The sequence below is a fragment of the Algoriphagus aquatilis genome, assembly GCF_042657405.1.
Taxonomy (GTDB): domain Bacteria; phylum Bacteroidota; class Bacteroidia; order Cytophagales; family Cyclobacteriaceae; genus Algoriphagus; species Algoriphagus aquatilis.
In genome coordinates, this window is the sequence record NZ_JBHSKS010000020.1 from 1 (window position 1) to 17780 (window position 17780).

The following is a 17780-nucleotide window of genomic DNA, read 5'->3' on the forward strand; positions in this document are numbered from 1 at the left end:
GCAACCATGAACGCTCAGACAAAATGGAACGGAACCATCTTCGCATGGCCATCAATTAGAAAAGACCTAATCGCTTACTTTGAAGATCGATTTAACCAAACTGACACAGTTTAGTGAACACTCCCTTCTATTTGCTACTAGGTGTCCATGTTTTTTCTTGGTGGTAAAAAAAATTACTGTCTTTACCTTTCCAGTGCGCTGGTATCAGACTGATTTTTCCAAACCATGATCCTACACCAGCGCTACAATTCACCCACAATTTCTAAATCCCAGGGTTGAAACCCTGGGCTATTCACCGTATTACCCCTACAGGGTCTCCATTAGTGCAACCGACCTTGCTCCGTAGGAGCAAAATCTTGGTAGAAAAAGATTTAAAGGAGCCCCACCAGCGCTGGACCCTAATTGGTTCAAGTCTTCAGACTTGGACCTTTTTGTATGCAGTCTTCAGACTGCTTTTCGTCAAAAAGAGAAAAATCAAGATCTCTGGAATTGAAATTCTAAACCCCAATGACCTCATAGCAAACACATAGGTTGTTTTTGTGATAAGGAGAATTGCTCCGTAGGAGCAAAATCTTGTTAGAAAAAGATTTAAAGGAGCCCCACCAGCGCTGGACACATGAAGTCGCTAAGGACAAGAAATTCTGATCCAGCGCAATGGAAACAAAACCAGACCAGTTAAAATTGATTTTTCAACAAGGTCTCTCGCAAAGAAAAGATACCCGTAATGGTTCAAACCTTCAGATTTCTTTTTTGCTAAAGAGGAAAAATATGGATTTCCAGACATGAAATTTTTCCCTAATAACCTACTAAAACACTGCCTCTTTCTCCGTATCTTACTCTTGAGAGTTGGCCAAATCCAAGCCTCAAAACCGCCCTATGAAACAGATTCATCCGTTTTCTTCCTTTCAGGAGGCCATTTCGAAGTTTGACAATGGCGCTCATTTTTATAATCTCTTCAGCCATGCCAAAGACGGCGTGGTTTCTCCCGAGGAACTCGAACTCATCGCTGAAACTGACAACGACACCCAAAAGCTCATCTTATTCCTGGTGCTCTCGATCAGCAAAATGGACAATCACAGCAGGGAAAAGATCCTAGCCCGCCTGGACGGGGAGCTTTTTGGATTGTATGAAAAATACCACCCTGTGCACATCACTATCCTTCAAATGATTGAAAAGGGCAAACCAGGTCTAAGCGTCACGATGGTAGGCACTCCCAAAAAGATCGCCGAACCGGAAGAAAATATGGAAGAACTCGTGGTGCCTGTGCTCGTAGGTGCAGAGGGAAGTTTTGCACTGGTTCCGGTCAAACAAGCCTATGTCATCTACGAACTTCACTCAGAATACACCCATGAAACGATCCTCATCGGGCATCCCAAGGAAACAGCAGATTTGCCTGAGAAAAAGCTGAGACTCGGCGGTATGTTGCGTGAATTGAACACCGAAATAGGAACCGAGTCAAAGAAAAAAAAGCTTTTCCTCGAAGTCCAATTTTTCCTTCTGGAAGAATAAACCTCACCTAATTCACAAAAAGAAAAAAGCTTGGATCAATTACTGATAGATCAAAACGGCTTTAGCCTTTCCCAATGGGACTTTCTGGTTCGGATTGCCGTAGCCATCGGTATTGGCGCCGTGATAGGACTGGAGCGTCAGTTTAGTGCCATGAAGGAAAATTCTACCGGATTTTCTGGTGTCCGAACCTTCATCATCTTGGTGCTTTTGGGATTTACAGGAGGAATTTTTTACCATCTCTTGGCTCCTTGGGTCTACGGCGCCCTATTGCTCGGTGTGATTATCCTGAATGCCGCTTCCTATTGGATCACTGCAAAAAAGGGGGACAGTGGACTGACCACTGAGATTACCTCCCTTTTTGCTTTTATTCTGGGCACCTTAGTAATCAATGGCTTGATCGAAATCTCGCTCATCGTCACCGTGATTTTGGTAGTGGTACTTTCTTCCAAGTTTCGGATCAAAGCCATCGTAGGAAAAATCACTCCTGAAGAGCTTTATGACTTTCTCCTTTTTGTCACCCTTGCCTTGCTGGTGTTACCCTTTTTGCCGGATGAAACGTATGGCTATCCACCTTATGACGTAGTCAACCCAAGAGAAATCGGTTGGGTAGTTATTTTGACCTCCGGATTAGGTCTTGCAGGACACATCCTTACCAAATTTCTCGGCGCCAATCGGGGCATCCTGTTGAGTGGAATAGTGGGCGGATTGGTTTCCAGTACCGCCGTGACTTGGATTTTTTCGAAGAAAAGCCAAGATGCTCCCTCCCTATCCGCCCAATGCGCCACAGCAATTTTGGCAGCCTCTTCGATCATGTTTGTTCGGGTGCTGATTTGGACATTCATTTTCAACCAAGCGCTATTTCTAAGACTTGCCCTGCCCATCACTTTGGTTTTTGTGAGTGCGGTAGGGGTTACTTTTTTCCTTTATCAACAAAAGAAATCCCAAGAAATCACCGATACAGATCTTCCGCTTAAAAAACCATTGGATCTAAAAAGCGCATTGGTTTTTGGAATTATTTACACCCTCATCATTCTATTGGTAACCTATGCCCATGAAAATCTGGGGCAAAGTGGAACCCTGATTTCCAGCGCCATTGCCGGCATTTCGGACATTGATGCCATCACCATCTCGGCTTCCAAGTTGGCAGGATTCAAACTCGATCTGAGCACTGCTGCCTTGGCGGTTTTGATCGCTTCGGTGTCCAATACACTGGTGAAGATGGGCATAGGAATCTATGCCGGCAGTCCTGCCCTGCGCCGCCACCTTTACTTGGGCTATGGAGTCATGTTTGCCACCGCCCTATTCTCCTTGATTGCCTTTCTCTAAGCCTATGAAAACCTACCTTGCAGGATGCCTGCTCCTTCTTTTTGCTTCCTGCGGAAAAGAACCCGTATCCCAAGCCCCCACCTCAGAAAAACTCATCGAATCTTACCTCTCTTGGAATGGAGATTCGCTCCCTGCCTATCCCGAGGGAAAACCTAAAATCTCGATCGTCAAAGTCACCATTCCTCCACATTCCGAACTGCCCAAGCACTACCACCCTGTCATCAATGCGGGCATTTTGCTTAAAGGTGAACTGACTGTAGTGGATGAAAAGGGAAATACCCTCCACATGAAGGCAGGCGATCCAATCATCGAGGTGGTGGATCTGATCCATTTTGGAAAAAATGAAGGGGATATTCCCGCCGAAATCGTGGTATTTTACGCAGGCACCGACGGGAAAGAAATTGTCGTGAAAGCCAAACCCTAACCTATTCTAATTCCTCTTTTATGCCTACTCACAAAACCTCTTTTCAGTTTATCAGCGAACCCGGCGATGTCAATTTCGGCGGGAAAGTTCACGGTGGCACCGTGATGAAATGGATCGATCAGGCGGCCTACACCTGCGCACGTACCTGGGCAGAAAGCTATTGCGTGACGGTCTATGTGGGTGGAATCCGATTCTACAAACCCATCGGGATCGGCGAGGTGATCAAGATTGATTCTCAGGTCATTTATACCGGCAGTTCGAGCATCCACATCATGGTGGAAGTGTATTCGAGGAATTTTGAGCAGAAAAAGTTTGAGAAAAAGACGCATTGCATCATCATTTTTGTGGCAGTAGATGAAAAGGGCAATCCCAAAAAAGTAAAGCCTTGGATTCCCAAAACCGATCAGGAAAAGAAATTGCAGGAGTACGCACTCAAGCTCAAAACCCTACGGGAAGAGATTCACGAGGAAATGCGGCCGTTTTTTAATGAGTGATATGCCCTGCTGGGTTTTGAAAACCCGGCAGAGCTTTATTTTACAGATCGCGCCTTCAGCGCTCAGGAAAAATTACTTCTGATTTTTGCCCCAAATTGAATTTGGGGCTTTTACAGAACGCACCCTTGGTGCTTTTTTATCCAAATAGCTTCTTGAAGACATTTTTGTATTAGGCCAAAAATACAAGCTGGAAAAAAAAGATTGTACAGAGTTCTCCCTTTGATGCTCTATCTATTCAATTAAGAATTAATGCCGAAGGCATTTTTTGTAATAGCCCAGAATTCAATTCTGGGAACTAAGCATCAGGATTTTACAGAGTGCTGAAAGCACGATCTATATTTCAAAAGATATTTTTACAAATTTCGGTTTTAAAAAGAAAGACAAAATAAAGTGTCCAATTCAAACAGACCTTCCAGATTTTGATAACCTGGAAGGTCTAATCCTTACTTGATCTCCTTCTTCACCTTCTCCAAAAACAATCCCTCCACGTAAAACTGCCAATCGCTGAATTTCAGGGCTTGGTTGGCCAGGTGATGGTGGTGGTCCTGGTCGAGGATGTAGCCGGCAGGTTTGTTGAGCTGTCGGGTTTTGCCATAGACTTCTTCTACTTTGGACTGGATAGAGGCCCACTCGGTTTCCATTTGTTTTAACTTGGATTTGGCTACCTCTCGCTTTTCACCACTTGGTTCGTCCAGTTCGGCCAACGTGATGATGGCCCGATTGGAAAACTGCACTACTTGGGCTACCTGCTCATAGACTTCCAACTGATGAAGATTTCGCTTAGCCAGCTTTTTCACCTCTCCGATCCGCTCCAATACACTATCTACCCGAGCAAGATTGGCGGTTGCCTTTTGAATACGCTCCTGATTTGCCTGAGTCCAAACTCCCACGGAGTCTGATTTAGGCAAAGCAAGTACTGCCTCTTCCAGGGGATCCTCGAAATTTCGAAGGCGATTTCGATCTTTCTTCGGTTGCAACAGCATTCCCTTCCAGTCCGCCACCGGGCCTTCGAGCAAGTTGATAAATTCATATGCAGAAGAATCCAAGGCAGGACCGTAAGCGCGATGGCGATAAGCCGCATGGAGGTCCTCTTCAGACCGTCTTTTGCCAGACCAGGTATACTCCGCAAATAGAGCGATTCCTCTCTGATACAATTCAAAATGTGGAGAATCATCATCCCAAAGCGTCAGGAGCAATCCGTCGGCTTTATTTCGAATCGAGATCAGGGCGAAATCCCGGATGTTATTCGTATTACTTTGGTCTTGTGGCATGAGGTTCCAGCGAGTTTGTCCCGCTGTAGCTCCCATGACTTTCAACCCGTTGTCTGTAAACCACTGGATGGCGCGGTTATTACCGGGAGACTCAGGCATGTCGTAGTTCCAGCGCATGTAGACGCAATTTTTCGGAAATAGGTCAATATACTTGTTGAGGTTAGGTTCATTCGCAGTCCAGATGCTGTCCACTTGGGCTTTGGTTAGCTTGGAGTTATAGATAGAATTGTAGACTTCCGCATTTTTGAGGGGCATGTCATCCCAGAAAATCGGAGTGAGCCCTTTTTGCGCAGCATACTCACTGACCCGATTGAGCCAGATCAATTGAAGTTCGAGGGGCGATTTACCTGAATTTCTGCCCGTCGTATGCACCTCATCACCGCCCACATGGAGGTAGTTGGCATGAGGAAATGCCTTAAGTGCATCTTCGTACAAGTCAAACTGCACCTTGTACGTCTCCTCATTGAGTGGATTGAAAGCCCAATCACTTTCTGGATCGTCACGAAGTGGGATGTATTCGGGATGCTTCAGGATAAATGACGCATGGCCCAAACCTTGAACCAATGGACTGATGCGGATATTTCTTGCCATGGCATAGTCGCTGAGTTCTTTCCACTCAGAGATGGAAAAAGCATCCTCCGAACCGACTTTGGGCTGGAGTTCGTACTTCAGTTTGTCCTCGATTTCGACGATTACGGCATTGATTTTCAACGCAGCAAATCGGTCCATGAGCTCGAAGTAGTACCCCTTTTTCTCCAAATGATGCTTCACATCGAGATGCACGGCACGGTAAGCGAGTTCGGGCTCGTCTTTAATCTTATAGGCGAGCAATGGTCCATCTTGGTCTTTGGCATCTTCTAAAATCTGTCCCAGCGTCATGAGTCCATACCACAAGCCCGCTTTAGAAGAAGCCTGAATACTGACATATTCATTGGAAATGTCCAAAAGGTAGCCTTCTTCCTTTAGTCCCAAATCGGGCTTTAATGCAAACTGAATCAGGCTAAAGTCCATTGTTTCCTGTCCATTGATCAGGGAAGTTCGAGCTGATTCATAAGCGGAAGCAACCGCTTCGACTTCCAAGGAAGAAGCGCCGAGCATGAATTGTTCTTTGGGAGCTGGGAGTAGGTTAAACGTGGTGGATTTAGGCTGAAAGGAATCACAGGAACTGAAACTGAGCGTTAGTAGCAGTCCTAAAAGGAAAATTAAATTTCTCATAAGGCGGGGTTTTCGACATAAAATAGAAATAATCCCAAGATTTACCGTCCATTTTTCTCCTTATCGGTGTAAATCCATGATCGGGCTTTGGTTTTGGGCTTTTTTCTTTAATTTTTAGCTTCTTCTGACCAGATCGAAATCAGAAAAAGCAATCAAACCCAAAAGCCTATCATGTTTACCCTATTTATCATTCTGGCAGCCCTCGCCCTGATCTTGGTTGCCATCATCAAATTTGACATTCACCCCTTTTTGGCACTTTTCGTAGGCGCAATTGTCTATGGATTGATGATGGGAATGGAAACGGAGCTCATAGTCAAATCCATTTCGGAAGGTTTTGGAGGGGTAATGGGTAGCGTAGGCTTATTGATTCTGCTGGGAGTCATTTTGGGGACTTTTCTGGAAAAGACAGGCGGTGCCATGGTCATTGCCGAAAAAGTGCTGAAGTGGGTAGGAGAAAAGTCTGTAAACCTCTCTCTCATGCTCAGCAGCTGGATTTTATCCATTCCCGTGTTTGGTGACAGCACCATCATCATGATGAATCCGATTGCCAAATCCCTTTCGGCAAGGAGTACGATTTCTTATGCCGCTACCATTGTCGCGGTGTCCTTGGGTGCCATGGCTAGTCATTCCTTGGTTCCTCCTACCCCAGGACCTATAGCCACTGCGGGGATTTTGGGGGCGGATTTAGGCCAAGTCATCTTCTATGGAGGGGTGGTTTCTCTGGTTACCTTGATCCCACTGTATATTTTCGTCCAAAAGTGGGTCACCAAAATCCCTCTTCGGCCTTTTATTGTAGCAGACGAAAAGCAAATCAAAAAAGAAGATCGTCCGAGCTTTACTGCGTCCTTACTTCCTATTCTGATCCCATTGACTTTGATTATTGTGGCTTCCATCGCCAACTACCCTTCCAAACCATTAGGGGAAGGGGGATTGATCAAGCTTGTGCAGTTTTTGGGTACACCTGTGATGGCTTTACTGATTGGAGCCTTATTGTCATTTACTCTTCCTAAAAAGTTTGACCGCAAACTCCTTTCCTCCACAGGCTGGATTGGCGACTCGATTCTACTTGCCGCTCCGGTAATCCTAATCACCGGCGCAGGGGCTGTTTTTGGAAAAATGCTCCAAAACTCCGGCGTAGGTGATTTGGTCACTTCCTCCATGAGCGATGCCAACTGGGGGATTTTTCTACCCTTCCTAATTGCCTTTGGGTTGAAAACTGCCCAAGGTTCCACCACGGTAGCCATGATCACCACAGCCTCCATCATCGCTCCGATTATGGGACCACTGGGATTGGATAGCGAAGCCATGAAGGTCTTCACCACGGTAGCTATTGGCGCAGGTGCCTTGGCGATTTCTCACGCCAATGACAGCGGCTTTTGGGTCGTCACCCAACTCTCGGGCATGACCACCAAGCAAGGAAACCTGTCTCATAGTTTAGGAACCCTGATTGCAGGAATCACCGCCATATTGGTTGTCTATGTACTGAGTTTGGTGGTTGGTTAAATTCAATTAAAAAATTAGACTTGCAGATTAGAAGTTGAACTTCTAATCTGCAAGTCTTTTATCATAGGTCTATTCCAGTTTTGTTTTTGTTTCAGCTTTCTAATTTCAAACTTCTGAATTTACCTTGCTGTCCACCCGCCATCAACCGTCACCATCGAACCCACCATGTAGGTAGCCGCGTCGGAAGCCAAGAAAATCGCTGCTCCTTGGATTTCTTTCAACTCGCCCCAGCGACCTAAAGCCGTCGCACCGACCACAAACTTTTTGCCCTCCTCCGTATCTGCAATCGGCAAGTTCATCTCAGTCAAAAACGGCCCCGGACAAATTGCATTCACATTGATATTCCAAGGAGCAAATTCCAAAGCCAATGCTCGGGTCATTTGCACCACTGCACCTTTGCTAGCTGTGTAAGGTGTACGGTTGGCCAAACCCACCAAACCCAAAGTACTTGCTAAATTGATAATCGCTCCTTTTTTCTGCTCTTTCATGTAAGGGGTCACTGCCCGGCAAGCCAGCCAAGTTCCAGTCACATTGACATCCATCACTTTGGTGAAATCGGCATGAGAGAGTTCGTCAATCGCTCCACGGATGTTGATGCCTGCCGAATTAATCAGGATATCGATGCTGCCAAAGGCTTCATAGGCAAACTTAGCCATGGCTTCCATCCCTGCTTGATCTACGACGTCCGCAGCAAATGTCATCGCTTTTACTCCGTATTGAGCAGCGATTTCAGCGGCGGCTTCATCTCCGTCGGAGGCTTTTCGAGAGACCAAAAGCACATGGGCACCGGCTGAAGCTAGCCCGGCAGCCATCGCCAAACCGAGGCCTTTGGTGCCTCCCGTGATGATGGCGGATTTGCCTTTGAGTGAAAAAATAGAAAGACCTGGGAGTTGGGAGAAGTCGAGGGTGGACATTTTGGTAAGATGTTAGGGAGACCGAAGACAGAAGACAGAAGATTTAACTGGTCCGATGTCGGATGTCAGGTGTCCGATGAGATGGGAAATTAAAGATTTATAGGTTCTTTATTGGATTATTTATTCTATGAACTTAAAGAGAAAGCTGGGTTTTAGAATAAGAAAGACACTTCACCACGTTTTCTTCTTCAAAGGCTAGCCTTCCTTCTGAATCGAGATTTTTGACGGAGGGCAAGTCTCCGGAAAAGGATCGGTCGCGAACCATTCGAAGGATTTTTGCCAGGTCTTTTGCTTTTTCATCCTCAAAAGTGACCCAATAGCTATCCTCCAAACAAGGAATCTCCAAGGGATCTCGGGTAATCATTTCCAAACTGAAGGTCACTTGGGGATTGTGTTTTTTGCAGAGGTCTACGGCTGTTTTGAGATCAACAATTCCTTTCCCCAACTCCACTTCGGAAAGCAAAAAGCCTTTTTCGTAGGCTTTCACACCCATGTCTTTCACATGTGTGGAAAAGGCAAAAGGAGCCAAAGTTCGGATCACTTCCATGGGTTCCTCGAGCAAGGACACATTATTTCCAAAATCCAAAGTCACTCCCACCCATTCGCTGCTTAGGTTTTGGATGAGTTGAGCGAGTTCGGCGGCTTTCCAGTCTTTGTGATTTTCCACCGCCAACCGTACCTGATGTTTTCGCACAATAGGCTCAGCGAGCTGGATAGACCTGAGGGAGTTTTCTTTGAAAGTAGCCCACTCCGCCTCGCTTTTGAAGTTTTCGTAGCGCCTCCCACTCAAACAAACAGTCCGTAGAACAGTCGCTCCGGCTTCCTTGGCTAAGCGAACTTCCTTCTCAAAGCGGCTTAGATCAGCGGAGTCTTTTGGTAAGCCAATGCTTCCCTCCAGGTACATTCCGAGCTTTTCCCGCTCCGCTCGAACTTGCTTTGCAAAGTTTTCTGCCCAACCACCAACCGTGGTCTGAATACCTCCTGCACCGATCGAGTGACAATGCCGCATTAAATCCACCGCATTGGTAAAACCCGGATAGGTGGCACTTTCTACTTTTGATCCCCAGCGCATCCCATAGGAATGCACCACCACCCCCATCGAAACTCCCCGGAGGCTTTCAGGCAAGGCCGAAAATGGCCAAGTCAGCGCCGCAGAGGCAAGAGCAGATTTTTTGAGAAAATCCCTCCTGCTAGCAAGAGTTTTATGCGTTGAGTAAGGCGTTTTCATGGGCGGGTTTTGGGTTAGGGTTTGGGTGTAGAAGCTAGCTTTTCTAGGTGTGCATTGAGCTCCGCCGCAGACCAAGGGTAAACTCGACCTTGGTTGAGGACACGTGTAGAACCCACTGTACGGCCGGTAATGGCAGGGGCTTGATTTCCCCACTCATTTCGGATATAGGTCAAAATCGCCGCGATGCTTCGATCATCCATGGTGGAATGAGCCGGCATCACAGGCAAAATCTCAGGAGCATCGTATTTCTTTCCGGCAACTTCAATCGGTCCTTCCATCCCATGCAGCAAAATCAAGCTCAACCGTACTTCATCTCCAAGCACCCATTCAGAGCCCGCCAAAGGAGGTCCCAAGCGAGTGGCCCCTTTACCATTGTTGCCATGACAGCCCGAACAAGTCGCGAGGTATTTTTGACGGCCTTCGGCAAAAAGCTTAAGACCACTCTCGTCCAAAGAAGATCCCGAGGAGCTTGCTACCAAGGGTTGGTATCCAGGCCAGGTAAAGACCCGAAGCAGCATATTTTTGCGGGTATCATCCAGCGGCAAATCGGTGCGAGAGAAAAGAGATGGCTTCGCAGCAAAACGAATACTCCCTGCCTCTTCGATATCTCCGGCTTTGATGGCAAGTCCATTCAAGATCACTTGCTCTTTCCAAGAAAGTGTAGGAAGATCGATTTGGGTCAACAGTTGAGAAATCTCCTCAGAATCACCTTTTTTCAGGATCGCCGCAGACAGCATTTCCAAGAAAATCTCCCGATTGACATCCTGTGTTTGCCAGCGTGCATCTGCTAAAATACCCTGTAAAAAATTCCACTCCACGTCTCCCAGACTGCTCATGACCGCATCTCGGATCAAGGCCTGTTCCCCATATTTTTCCACAATTGATTTCAATACCGCCAACCGGGCATTGCGCGAAAGGACTTCTGCACTCAACCCAATCTGAAGCGCAAGCACCTCAGAGGCTTCTGAGGCCATGCTCACCAGCTCATTTCCCAATCGTTCCTGCACTTCAGGTTGGGTAGCTGCCAATTTTTCCAGCTGACGAACAGCCGTGCTTTTGATCAAATCACTTGGATCGTTGAGGATAGAAAAAAGGAAAGAAGGATTTACTTTCCCCATCCCCTCCAAAGCCCATAGCGCATGGAACGATCCCAATTCGGAGGATTTACTTTTGACCAAATTTTCCAATAATGCCACAACATTTTGATCCGCCTTTTCTACCAAAAGCCGCTGCGCCTGATCCCGATACCAGCCATCTGAGTGTGAAAGGTATTCTACCAGATCCTGTGTACTTGCCAAACTCAGCTTGGGGGATGATTCAAAATCAGTTCCTTTAGGCACAATCCTCCATATTCTCCCCATATGCCCGGGAGCGTCGAGTTTTCGCTCCAAGGTTTTTTCTTTCAGGTAATCGGTCATATAAGCTCCATGCTGCACGATCCCCTGATACATATCCACAATGTAAAGACCACCATCTGGCCCCACAGCCCCATGAACAGGCCGGAATCGCTCATCGGTAGAAGCAAAAAATTCCTTGCCGGAATTTGGGTCAAAAGCTTCCAGCAGGTTCCCCTTTTCCTTCACCACATTCCGCTTGACCAGATTGCCGGCATTTTCCATCACGAAGACATTGCCATAGTATTCCTCTGGAAACAGTCTGCTTCGATAGATCGTAGGAGAGCAAGCTGAAGTAAATTCTTGCAGTCGATTGGCAGAGTCCAGTGTACCGGGAATGTATCCGCGGTTTACCGCTAGGTTGGAGCGAATCGGGAATACCCTTCGATCTATGGTGTAGCCATGGTCTATCCCGGTTGATGGCTTGTGGTTTTTGTTTCGGGACAAATAATTGGCAGGAACCAAGTCCCCGTGAAGTTGAGACCAATTGTAGTTATAGACCAATCGGCCTTTGTCATCTTGGGTAATGCCCCACTGCCCTCGAAATTCGGTAGAATCCCGAACCCATTGTCCATCCACATTTCGGTAGCGAAGTCGGGATTTGGCGCTGTAGTACCAGTTGTCTGCGTTGCGTACAAAACCATTGTCTGTATGCTCAGGAAGACCATTTGCAGAATAGGTGGAATCTACGAGTGTCTTCACATCTGCTTGCCAATCTCCATCTGTATCTTCTGTCCACCAAAGGGAATTATCTTCCGCTATTAGCGCTCCGTTTTTATAAAATCCTAAGGACCGAGGCATGATCAATGAGTCCAGATACACGATCCTTTTGTCCATTTGTCCGTCTGCATCGGTATCCTCCAAAATGGCTACCGAACCGACTGGCAGCTTTTCCTCCGAACCCTCGATGTCATTCATGTAGCCACGCATCTCCAATACCCATAGGCGTCCATCTGCATCAAATTGAATATGGACAGGTGCCTCCACGAGGGGTTCGGCAGCAACCAACTGCACTTCAAATCCTTCCTCGATTTGGAAAGTTTTCATTTCCTCCTCTGGAGTTCGGGCAGGGCTATCGGGAGTCTCAGGAAGAGGCCCCGGATCTTTACAGGAAAATAAAAGCAACACACCAACTACACCGCTCCACAACGCACTTCTGAACATATAATCAAGGTATTTTAGGTCTTTTGGGGTTTAAGAAAGGCTGATTCAATTGAATTTTCTGAAGTCACAGGAGATCGAAATAGAAGTGAATGGGATACAACAGGAATCCTCAAGAACAACCATACTAGTCAATTTTCAATTTGCTTTTAATTGACTTGAAATCCAACACGAAATCATCAAAGGCAAAAATTCAAATTGAATACGGTCAATAATCATTTCGATAAACACTTAATAGCCTGTAAAAACTAGATTAAAACCATGAAGGGAATTAAGAAAATTGAAGCATTTAAATTCCAAAAAATTAACCAGTTACAGACCTTAATTCCCTAAATGACCTTTATTGTTCATTCAAAACAGTTTCCTCGCTGACTCTTTGTATTATCTTATAGGAATTCAAATTGAAAACGAATTAATGGTTACACATTAGAAAAAAGAATCCTTTCGATTGACATTCCTACCTTTGTTTAAAGTCAACCCTATGAATTTTGCAGATTTGGGCCTTGGTCCTGCCCTTCTTTCCGCCATTGAGCGGGCCAAGTACGAATCACCCTATCCGATCCAGGTAGAGGCCATCCCCGCCATACTCCAAGGAAAAGACATGCTAGGATTGGCACCTACCGGCTCAGGCAAAACTGCAGCCTACATCTTGCCCATTCTACAACAGCTTTTGCAAAAAGAAGCTCCAAGAGATCGTTCGGTTCCTGTATTGGTGCTTGTTCCTACGCGGGAACTCGCCGTGCAGGTAGCAGAAGTAGCGGAAAATTTTGGGCGGTTTTTACCCCGAAGAATCAAATCCTTGGCGATTTTTGGAGGGGTTTCAATCAACCCACAAATGATGAAACTGGGCGGCACTGAGATTTTGATCGCTACTCCCGGGCGGTTGATTGATTTGATGGGGAGAAATTCGGTAAGCATCTCACGCATCCAGACTTTGGTCATCGATGAAGCCGACAAGATGCTTCAAATGGGTTTCAAAGAGGAAATGGATCACCTCTTTGAATACATCCCCAGGAAAAAACAAACCTTGCTTTTCTCTGCCACCATGGAGGGAGAGGTAGAGGAATTGATCAAAAAACTCTTGCAAAACCCTGTTCGCGTGCAGGTCGCCGCGGACGATTTTACGCCCGACTCAATCACTCAAAGTGCCTATCGGGTCAGCCCTGAAGCCAAAGGACCATTCTTGCGTCAAGTGATCCAATCGGGCGATTGGAAACAGATTTTGGTATTTGCTTCCTCTATCCGAACTGCCGACAACATAGTAGGAAAACTTATCAAAAATGGAATCGATGCGGTCGCATTTCACGGGGACAAAAGCCAAGGAGCCCGCACAGAGGCTTTGGCTAGATTTAAATCCGGTAAAACCAGAGTCCTGGTAGCCACTGATTTGGCGGCAAGAGGAATAGACATTCAGGCCTTGCCTTTGGTGATCAATTATGAACTGCCTAGGTCTCCAAAAGATTATATCCACCGCATCGGACGCACAGGCCGTGCCGGCATGCAAGGACAAGCCATCTCTCTAATTACCCCTGAAGAACAGCATCATTTTAAAGTAATTCAAAAGAAAATGGGCAAATGGGTGACTTTGGTAAATGCTGAGGATTTTGGGAAACCATTGGAACCGAAAACATGATTCTTGGATAGGTCGAGCCATCTTCTTATTTCTGCAGATTGAAAACTTCATAACTTCCCAACACCCATTCCCCCAAACCTCCAGGCTTCTACATAAACTCCCACACGCTTCGATACGCCTCTTTTTCCTCAAAATAGCGGAGAAGCTCATCAAAAAAAGGATGCTGGGCCAAGGTGCTGCTGTCACCGATCAGGATCAGTTTCCGCTTGGCTCGAGTGATGGCCACGTTCATTCTTCGCTCATCTGCTAAAAAGCCTATTTCTCCACTTTCATTGGATCTGGTCAAAGAAATTAGCATCAAATCCCGCTCTTGACCCTGAAATCCGTCCACGGTATCGATGGTAATCAGGTTTGCAAAAGCCTTCAGGTTGGGAAACTCGTAAGTTTCAAAAATCAAATGCCGTAGGTATCTGACCTGTGCCGAATAAGGCGCAATGAGTCCGACCGTCCAACCTTTTTCCTTAAATAACCCAAAGCCAATCCTCTTGATCGTATCGTTCAGATGACGGCAGGCAAATCGAGCTTCTTCGGGATTGAAGGTACTGAGGCTTTCGGCTTCTTGCTGATCGGTGTAGCCCGAACCGGCCGTATCGATCCACTCGAGTACAGGTTCATCTGGAGAAAATGCATGGCTCCGTGTATTCTCGGCAGCTTCCAGTTTCCCTTCATAGAAATGCTGATTGGAAAATCCCATGATGGATTCAGGCATTCGGTACTGCACTTGTAGCATTTGTGCCGTATGAGGCTGGCGATGGATGATTTTTTCAAAAAGAGTAGTAGAAAGACCTTGTCTAGCCGCTTCATAGGACTTAATGGTCGGAGGAAGTTGGCAATGATCCCCGGCGAAAACCACCTTCTTTGCCTTCAAAATGGGTATCCAAGTAGCCGCTTCCAGGCCCTGAGCTGCTTCATCGATAAATACGATGTCAAACATCATCCCCTTCAGGTGATGCGAAGAGGCTCCGACTAAGGTGGACGCAAACACCTGTGTCCGCTGATAGACGTCTGCCCGAATGTAGTCTTCCAGCTGCTCGGCAGCCTCCCGGATTCGAGAGACCTCCTGATACATGAGTTTGCGTTGGGCGCGCTCCTCGGGACCAAAGTTCCGCTTGTATTGCTTAGCCAATCGGAGATAAGACTCGGTTTCCTTCCGCAGTTTTTTCAGATCCCGATAGCTGTCATGGAAGGCAATTTTGGCATCCAGTGTTTGATTGAGGATTTTTTCTTCCACTCGGGCTGGATGCCCAAGACGAAGGGTAGCAATTCCCCGATCTACCAGCTTTTCCACCAAAAGATCCACTGCCGCATTGCTTGGTGCGGTGACCAAAACCCGTAGATTCTGCTCTACCGCTTGCTGGATAGCGGCTATTAATGTTGTGGTTTTACCCGTGCCGGGAGGGCCATGCACGATGGCAAAGTCCAGGGCTGACTCTATTTTTTGACAGGCGAGATTTTGAGAAAAATTCAATCCCTCCAGATTCAGACTTGGCACTTCCCTGAATTTTGGATTTTCCTCTCCGTAAGCGATATCACGTAGCTCGGTGAGTCGAGGTGACTCCGACTGAATAACCTTTTTCAAGGCACCTTCCATTTCGCGGTAACTGGCCTCATCAAAGAGCAAATCCACTCCCAATCGCCCCGAATCCATCCAATCAGGCACTTCATCGGCCTGAAGGGTGACGATTAAGGTGTCTTTTTTGGCTTGATTGACCACGCCATTGACTCGAAACTCAGCCCCATGATAGCCCTCCTGAGTGGAGTAAAACGAGACCGATTTACCTGATCCAAATGCCGATGGATAGCTAGTATCCGTCCGCTCCACCTCGATGATCAGTCGCTCCCCCATGCCGATTTTTGTCTTCTTAAGCAGAATCGGATGCCAGGTAATTCCCTCTTTTTTCTTGTCAGCTACGGAAGTGTTGAGAAACTTTTTCTTGTACTGAGCGAGGTCTTCTTGCCACTCCAGCTTGAGAAGTTTAAGTCCTTGCTTTAATTCTTCGAGGTAATTCGGCATCAATCGGTATTTTAGGGTGCAAACTAAACAAAAGTCCAAGGGTTTTCTCTTTTTACAACTCCCATGAATTTTCTAGCGCACGCGTATTTGTCTTTTGGTCAGGAGGAGATCTTGGTTGGCAACCTTGTGGCAGATTTTATTAAGGGAAAGGATCTCCAACAATTTTCTGTGGATATCCAAACAGGAATTCTGCTTCATCGAGAAATCGATTCATTTACGGATGCGCATCCCTTGGTAAAGGCAGGACAAAGCTATCTCAGACCCAAATTCAGGCACTATTCCAGCGTGATTACAGATATCTTCTTCGATTATTTTTTGGCCAAAAATTGGAATAAGTATTCCAGTACTTCCTTGGAAGAATTTGCTTCTCACGCCTATTTCATCGTGGAAAAACACCTCCCGGATCTACCTCAGCGATTTGGAGAGATGTTTTACTGGATGAAAAGCCAAAATTGGCTTTTACACTACCGGGAGCTTGAAGGAATTCAGAGGACACTCAATGGAATGACCCGGAGGGCAAAATTTGATTCCAAAATGAATGAGAGCACATCGCTTCTTCGAGAAAAAGAAGCAGAATTTGAAGTGATTTTTTTCGCATTCTTCAGGGATTTGGAGACTTTTGCCAAAGCAAAACTTCAAGAAATTCAACACCTGCATGGTCGTCATTAAGCCGAAAATCTCCACTTACATTTCCTTAAGCCTAGTAGTATTAATCCTATTGACGGGCCTTGTGCTCATCCTGAGGGACTTCAGCTATAAAGGTAGCTTTGGACTTTGGTTTTATTTGTTAGCCTCTTCCTTGATCACTCTGGTGGTATTGATGCTTTTGGTTAAAATGATGGCAGGATGGCGATTTGTTTCAGCAGGAAAAGACCATGTGGTGATCAAACTACCCTTGAGAGGAAGTACCAAAGTCTATCCTGTATCTGAAATTTTAGCATGGGAAGAGGAAACTGTAGTAGCAAATAAGCGCGAGTTTCGCCAAGTGACAATTGTCTTTCAGGACAAAAATTCAATCTCCATTTCCAACCATGAGCACGAAGCTTACACTGAATTTGTCAATTACCTTAAAAAGAAAGCGCAAAAGCAACAAATAAAAATGAAAAAAGCCTGATTTCTCAGGCTCTTGCTTTATCTGGCTGTTCGGAAATTCCGATCGTACATGGCGATACTCTCATTGATGATACGCATGGCTTCATCTTTCCCGAGAAAATCCTCCACGATTACCTCTTTGTTTTCCAGCTTTTTGTAATCCTCAAAGAAGCGATGAACTTCCTTCATCAAATGCGGGGGCAATTCCTCAATATCATTGATATAGTTCACAGATTGGTCTCCGGCTGCTACCGCGATGATCTTATCATCTGCTTCACCGCCATCGATCATACGCATGACCCCAATTACTTTTGCCTTGACCAAGGTCATGGATGGGATGTCAATTTGCGAGATAATCAGGATGTCAAGAGGGTCATGGTCTTCGCAGAATGTTTGGGGGATGAAACCATAGTTTGCCGGATAATGGACCGCAGAGAATAAGACGCGATCCAAAAGAAGCATGCCTGTCTTCTTATCCAACTCGTACTTGCCTTTACTTCCTTTAGGAATTTCAATAACACCCATCACGTACTCAGGAGCTTCCTTCCCGATGTTGACGTCATGCCAAGGATTAATCATTTTTAGTATTCTTTAAGTGTGAA

Annotated in this window: 14 protein-coding genes; 8 read left to right on the top strand and 6 right to left on the bottom strand. The window is 46.1% G+C overall.

What is annotated here, in order from left to right:
- Nucleotides 1-876: 876 nt before the first annotated feature.
- The 4 genes from ACFPIK_RS16985 to ACFPIK_RS17000 are packed head-to-tail and all read left to right on the top strand — an operon-like array spanning nt 877 to nt 3753.
- Nucleotides 877-1509 (top strand): hypothetical protein, encoded by a 633-nt coding sequence (locus tag ACFPIK_RS16985; RefSeq protein WP_377917458.1) that lies wholly within the window; start codon nt 877-879, stop codon nt 1507-1509.
- 30 nt (nt 1510-1539) lie between these two features.
- A complete protein-coding gene (locus ACFPIK_RS16990) occupies nt 1540-2835 on the top strand; it encodes an MgtC/SapB family protein (RefSeq protein WP_377917460.1) in 1296 nt (431 codons plus the stop codon).
- Between the two features lie 4 nt (nt 2836-2839).
- The gene (locus ACFPIK_RS16995; protein WP_377917462.1) at nt 2840-3259 is read left to right on the top strand and encodes a cupin domain-containing protein; all 420 of its coding nucleotides are present in this window, start codon (nt 2840-2842) and stop codon (nt 3257-3259) included.
- 20 nt (nt 3260-3279) lie between these two features.
- Entirely contained in the window at nt 3280-3753 is a 474-nt protein-coding gene (locus tag ACFPIK_RS17000) for an acyl-CoA thioesterase (RefSeq protein WP_377917464.1), read from the top strand.
- A gap of 443 nt (nt 3754-4196) precedes the next feature.
- Here ACFPIK_RS17000 and ACFPIK_RS17005 read toward each other — a convergent pair whose 3' ends face one another.
- Nucleotides 4197-6239, bottom strand: coding sequence for a family 20 glycosylhydrolase (locus tag ACFPIK_RS17005; protein ID WP_377917466.1), 2043 nt, complete (start codon nt 6237-6239; stop codon nt 4197-4199).
- Between the two features lie 171 nt (nt 6240-6410).
- Here ACFPIK_RS17005 and ACFPIK_RS17010 point away from each other — a divergent pair, with 171 nt between their 5' ends.
- Entirely contained in the window at nt 6411-7742 is a 1332-nt protein-coding gene (locus ACFPIK_RS17010) for a GntP family permease (RefSeq protein WP_377917468.1), read from the top strand.
- A gap of 119 nt (nt 7743-7861) precedes the next feature.
- Here ACFPIK_RS17010 and ACFPIK_RS17015 read toward each other — a convergent pair whose 3' ends face one another.
- The 3 genes from ACFPIK_RS17015 to ACFPIK_RS17025 form a co-directional block, all read right to left on the bottom strand.
- Entirely contained in the window at nt 7862-8656 is a 795-nt protein-coding gene (locus ACFPIK_RS17015; RefSeq protein WP_377917470.1) for an SDR family NAD(P)-dependent oxidoreductase, read from the bottom strand.
- A 133-nt stretch (nt 8657-8789) separates the two neighbouring features.
- Nucleotides 8790-9884 carry a sugar phosphate isomerase/epimerase family protein gene (locus tag ACFPIK_RS17020; RefSeq protein ID WP_377917472.1) on the bottom strand — a complete coding sequence of 365 codons (1095 nt, stop codon included), beginning with the start codon at nt 9882-9884 and terminating at the stop codon, nt 8790-8792.
- 14 nt (nt 9885-9898) lie between these two features.
- Complete coding sequence (locus tag ACFPIK_RS17025; RefSeq protein WP_377917474.1) at nt 9899-12442, bottom strand: DUF7133 domain-containing protein; 2544 nt, start codon at nt 12440-12442, stop codon at nt 9899-9901.
- Between the two features lie 478 nt (nt 12443-12920).
- Here ACFPIK_RS17025 and ACFPIK_RS17030 point away from each other — a divergent pair, with 478 nt between their 5' ends.
- On the top strand, nt 12921-14072 hold the full coding sequence (locus tag ACFPIK_RS17030; protein WP_377917476.1) for a DEAD/DEAH box helicase: 1152 nt from the start codon (nt 12921-12923) through the stop codon (nt 14070-14072).
- A gap of 88 nt (nt 14073-14160) precedes the next feature.
- Here ACFPIK_RS17030 and ACFPIK_RS17035 read toward each other — a convergent pair whose 3' ends face one another.
- Complete coding sequence (locus ACFPIK_RS17035) at nt 14161-16086, bottom strand: AAA domain-containing protein (protein ID WP_377917478.1); 1926 nt, start codon at nt 16084-16086, stop codon at nt 14161-14163.
- Nucleotides 16087-16149: 63 nt separating this feature from the next.
- Here ACFPIK_RS17035 and ACFPIK_RS17040 point away from each other — a divergent pair, with 63 nt between their 5' ends.
- Both ACFPIK_RS17040 and ACFPIK_RS17045 read left to right on the top strand, forming a co-directional pair.
- Nucleotides 16150-16755: an acyl carrier protein phosphodiesterase gene (locus tag ACFPIK_RS17040; protein ID WP_377917480.1), complete on the top strand. Its 606-nt coding sequence runs from the start codon at nt 16150-16152 to the stop codon at nt 16753-16755.
- A complete protein-coding gene (locus tag ACFPIK_RS17045; protein WP_377917482.1) occupies nt 16742-17200 on the top strand; it encodes a hypothetical protein in 459 nt (152 codons plus the stop codon). Before ACFPIK_RS17040 ends, ACFPIK_RS17045 begins: the two co-directional genes overlap by 14 nt.
- 17 nt (nt 17201-17217) lie before the next feature.
- On the opposite strand, the gene ACFPIK_RS17050 is transcribed toward ACFPIK_RS17045, so the two are convergent.
- Nucleotides 17218-17757, bottom strand: coding sequence for an inorganic diphosphatase (locus tag ACFPIK_RS17050; RefSeq protein WP_377917484.1), 540 nt, complete (start codon nt 17755-17757; stop codon nt 17218-17220).
- Nucleotides 17758-17780: the final 23 nt, after the last annotated feature.

What these genes read in the sequence shown, in the direction of transcription:
- ACFPIK_RS17010 (WP_377917468.1), top strand. Translation starts at nt 6,411, where the DNA reads ATGTTTACCCTATTTATCATTCTGGCAGCCCTCGCCCTGATCTTGGTT.
- ACFPIK_RS16995 (WP_377917462.1), top strand. Translation starts at nt 2,840, where the DNA reads ATGAAAACCTACCTTGCAGGATGCCTGCTCCTTCTTTTTGCTTCCTGC.
- ACFPIK_RS17035 (WP_377917478.1), bottom strand. Translation starts at nt 16,086, where the DNA reads ATGCCGAATTACCTCGAAGAATTAAAGCAAGGACTTAAACTTCTCAAG.
- ACFPIK_RS17015 (WP_377917470.1), bottom strand. Translation starts at nt 8,656, where the DNA reads ATGTCCACCCTCGACTTCTCCCAACTCCCAGGTCTTTCTATTTTTTCA.
- ACFPIK_RS16985 (WP_377917458.1), top strand. Translation starts at nt 877, where the DNA reads ATGAAACAGATTCATCCGTTTTCTTCCTTTCAGGAGGCCATTTCGAAG.
- ACFPIK_RS17020 (WP_377917472.1), bottom strand. Translation starts at nt 9,884, where the DNA reads ATGAAAACGCCTTACTCAACGCATAAAACTCTTGCTAGCAGGAGGGAT.
- ACFPIK_RS17000 (WP_377917464.1), top strand. Translation starts at nt 3,280, where the DNA reads ATGCCTACTCACAAAACCTCTTTTCAGTTTATCAGCGAACCCGGCGAT.
- ACFPIK_RS17045 (WP_377917482.1), top strand. Translation starts at nt 16,742, where the DNA reads ATGGTCGTCATTAAGCCGAAAATCTCCACTTACATTTCCTTAAGCCTA.
- ACFPIK_RS17005 (WP_377917466.1), bottom strand. Translation starts at nt 6,239, where the DNA reads ATGAGAAATTTAATTTTCCTTTTAGGACTGCTACTAACGCTCAGTTTC.
- ACFPIK_RS17025 (WP_377917474.1), bottom strand. Translation starts at nt 12,442, where the DNA reads ATGTTCAGAAGTGCGTTGTGGAGCGGTGTAGTTGGTGTGTTGCTTTTA.
- ACFPIK_RS17050 (WP_377917484.1), bottom strand. Translation starts at nt 17,757, where the DNA reads ATGATTAATCCTTGGCATGACGTCAACATCGGGAAGGAAGCTCCTGAG.
- ACFPIK_RS17030 (WP_377917476.1), top strand. Translation starts at nt 12,921, where the DNA reads ATGAATTTTGCAGATTTGGGCCTTGGTCCTGCCCTTCTTTCCGCCATT.
- ACFPIK_RS17040 (WP_377917480.1), top strand. Translation starts at nt 16,150, where the DNA reads ATGAATTTTCTAGCGCACGCGTATTTGTCTTTTGGTCAGGAGGAGATC.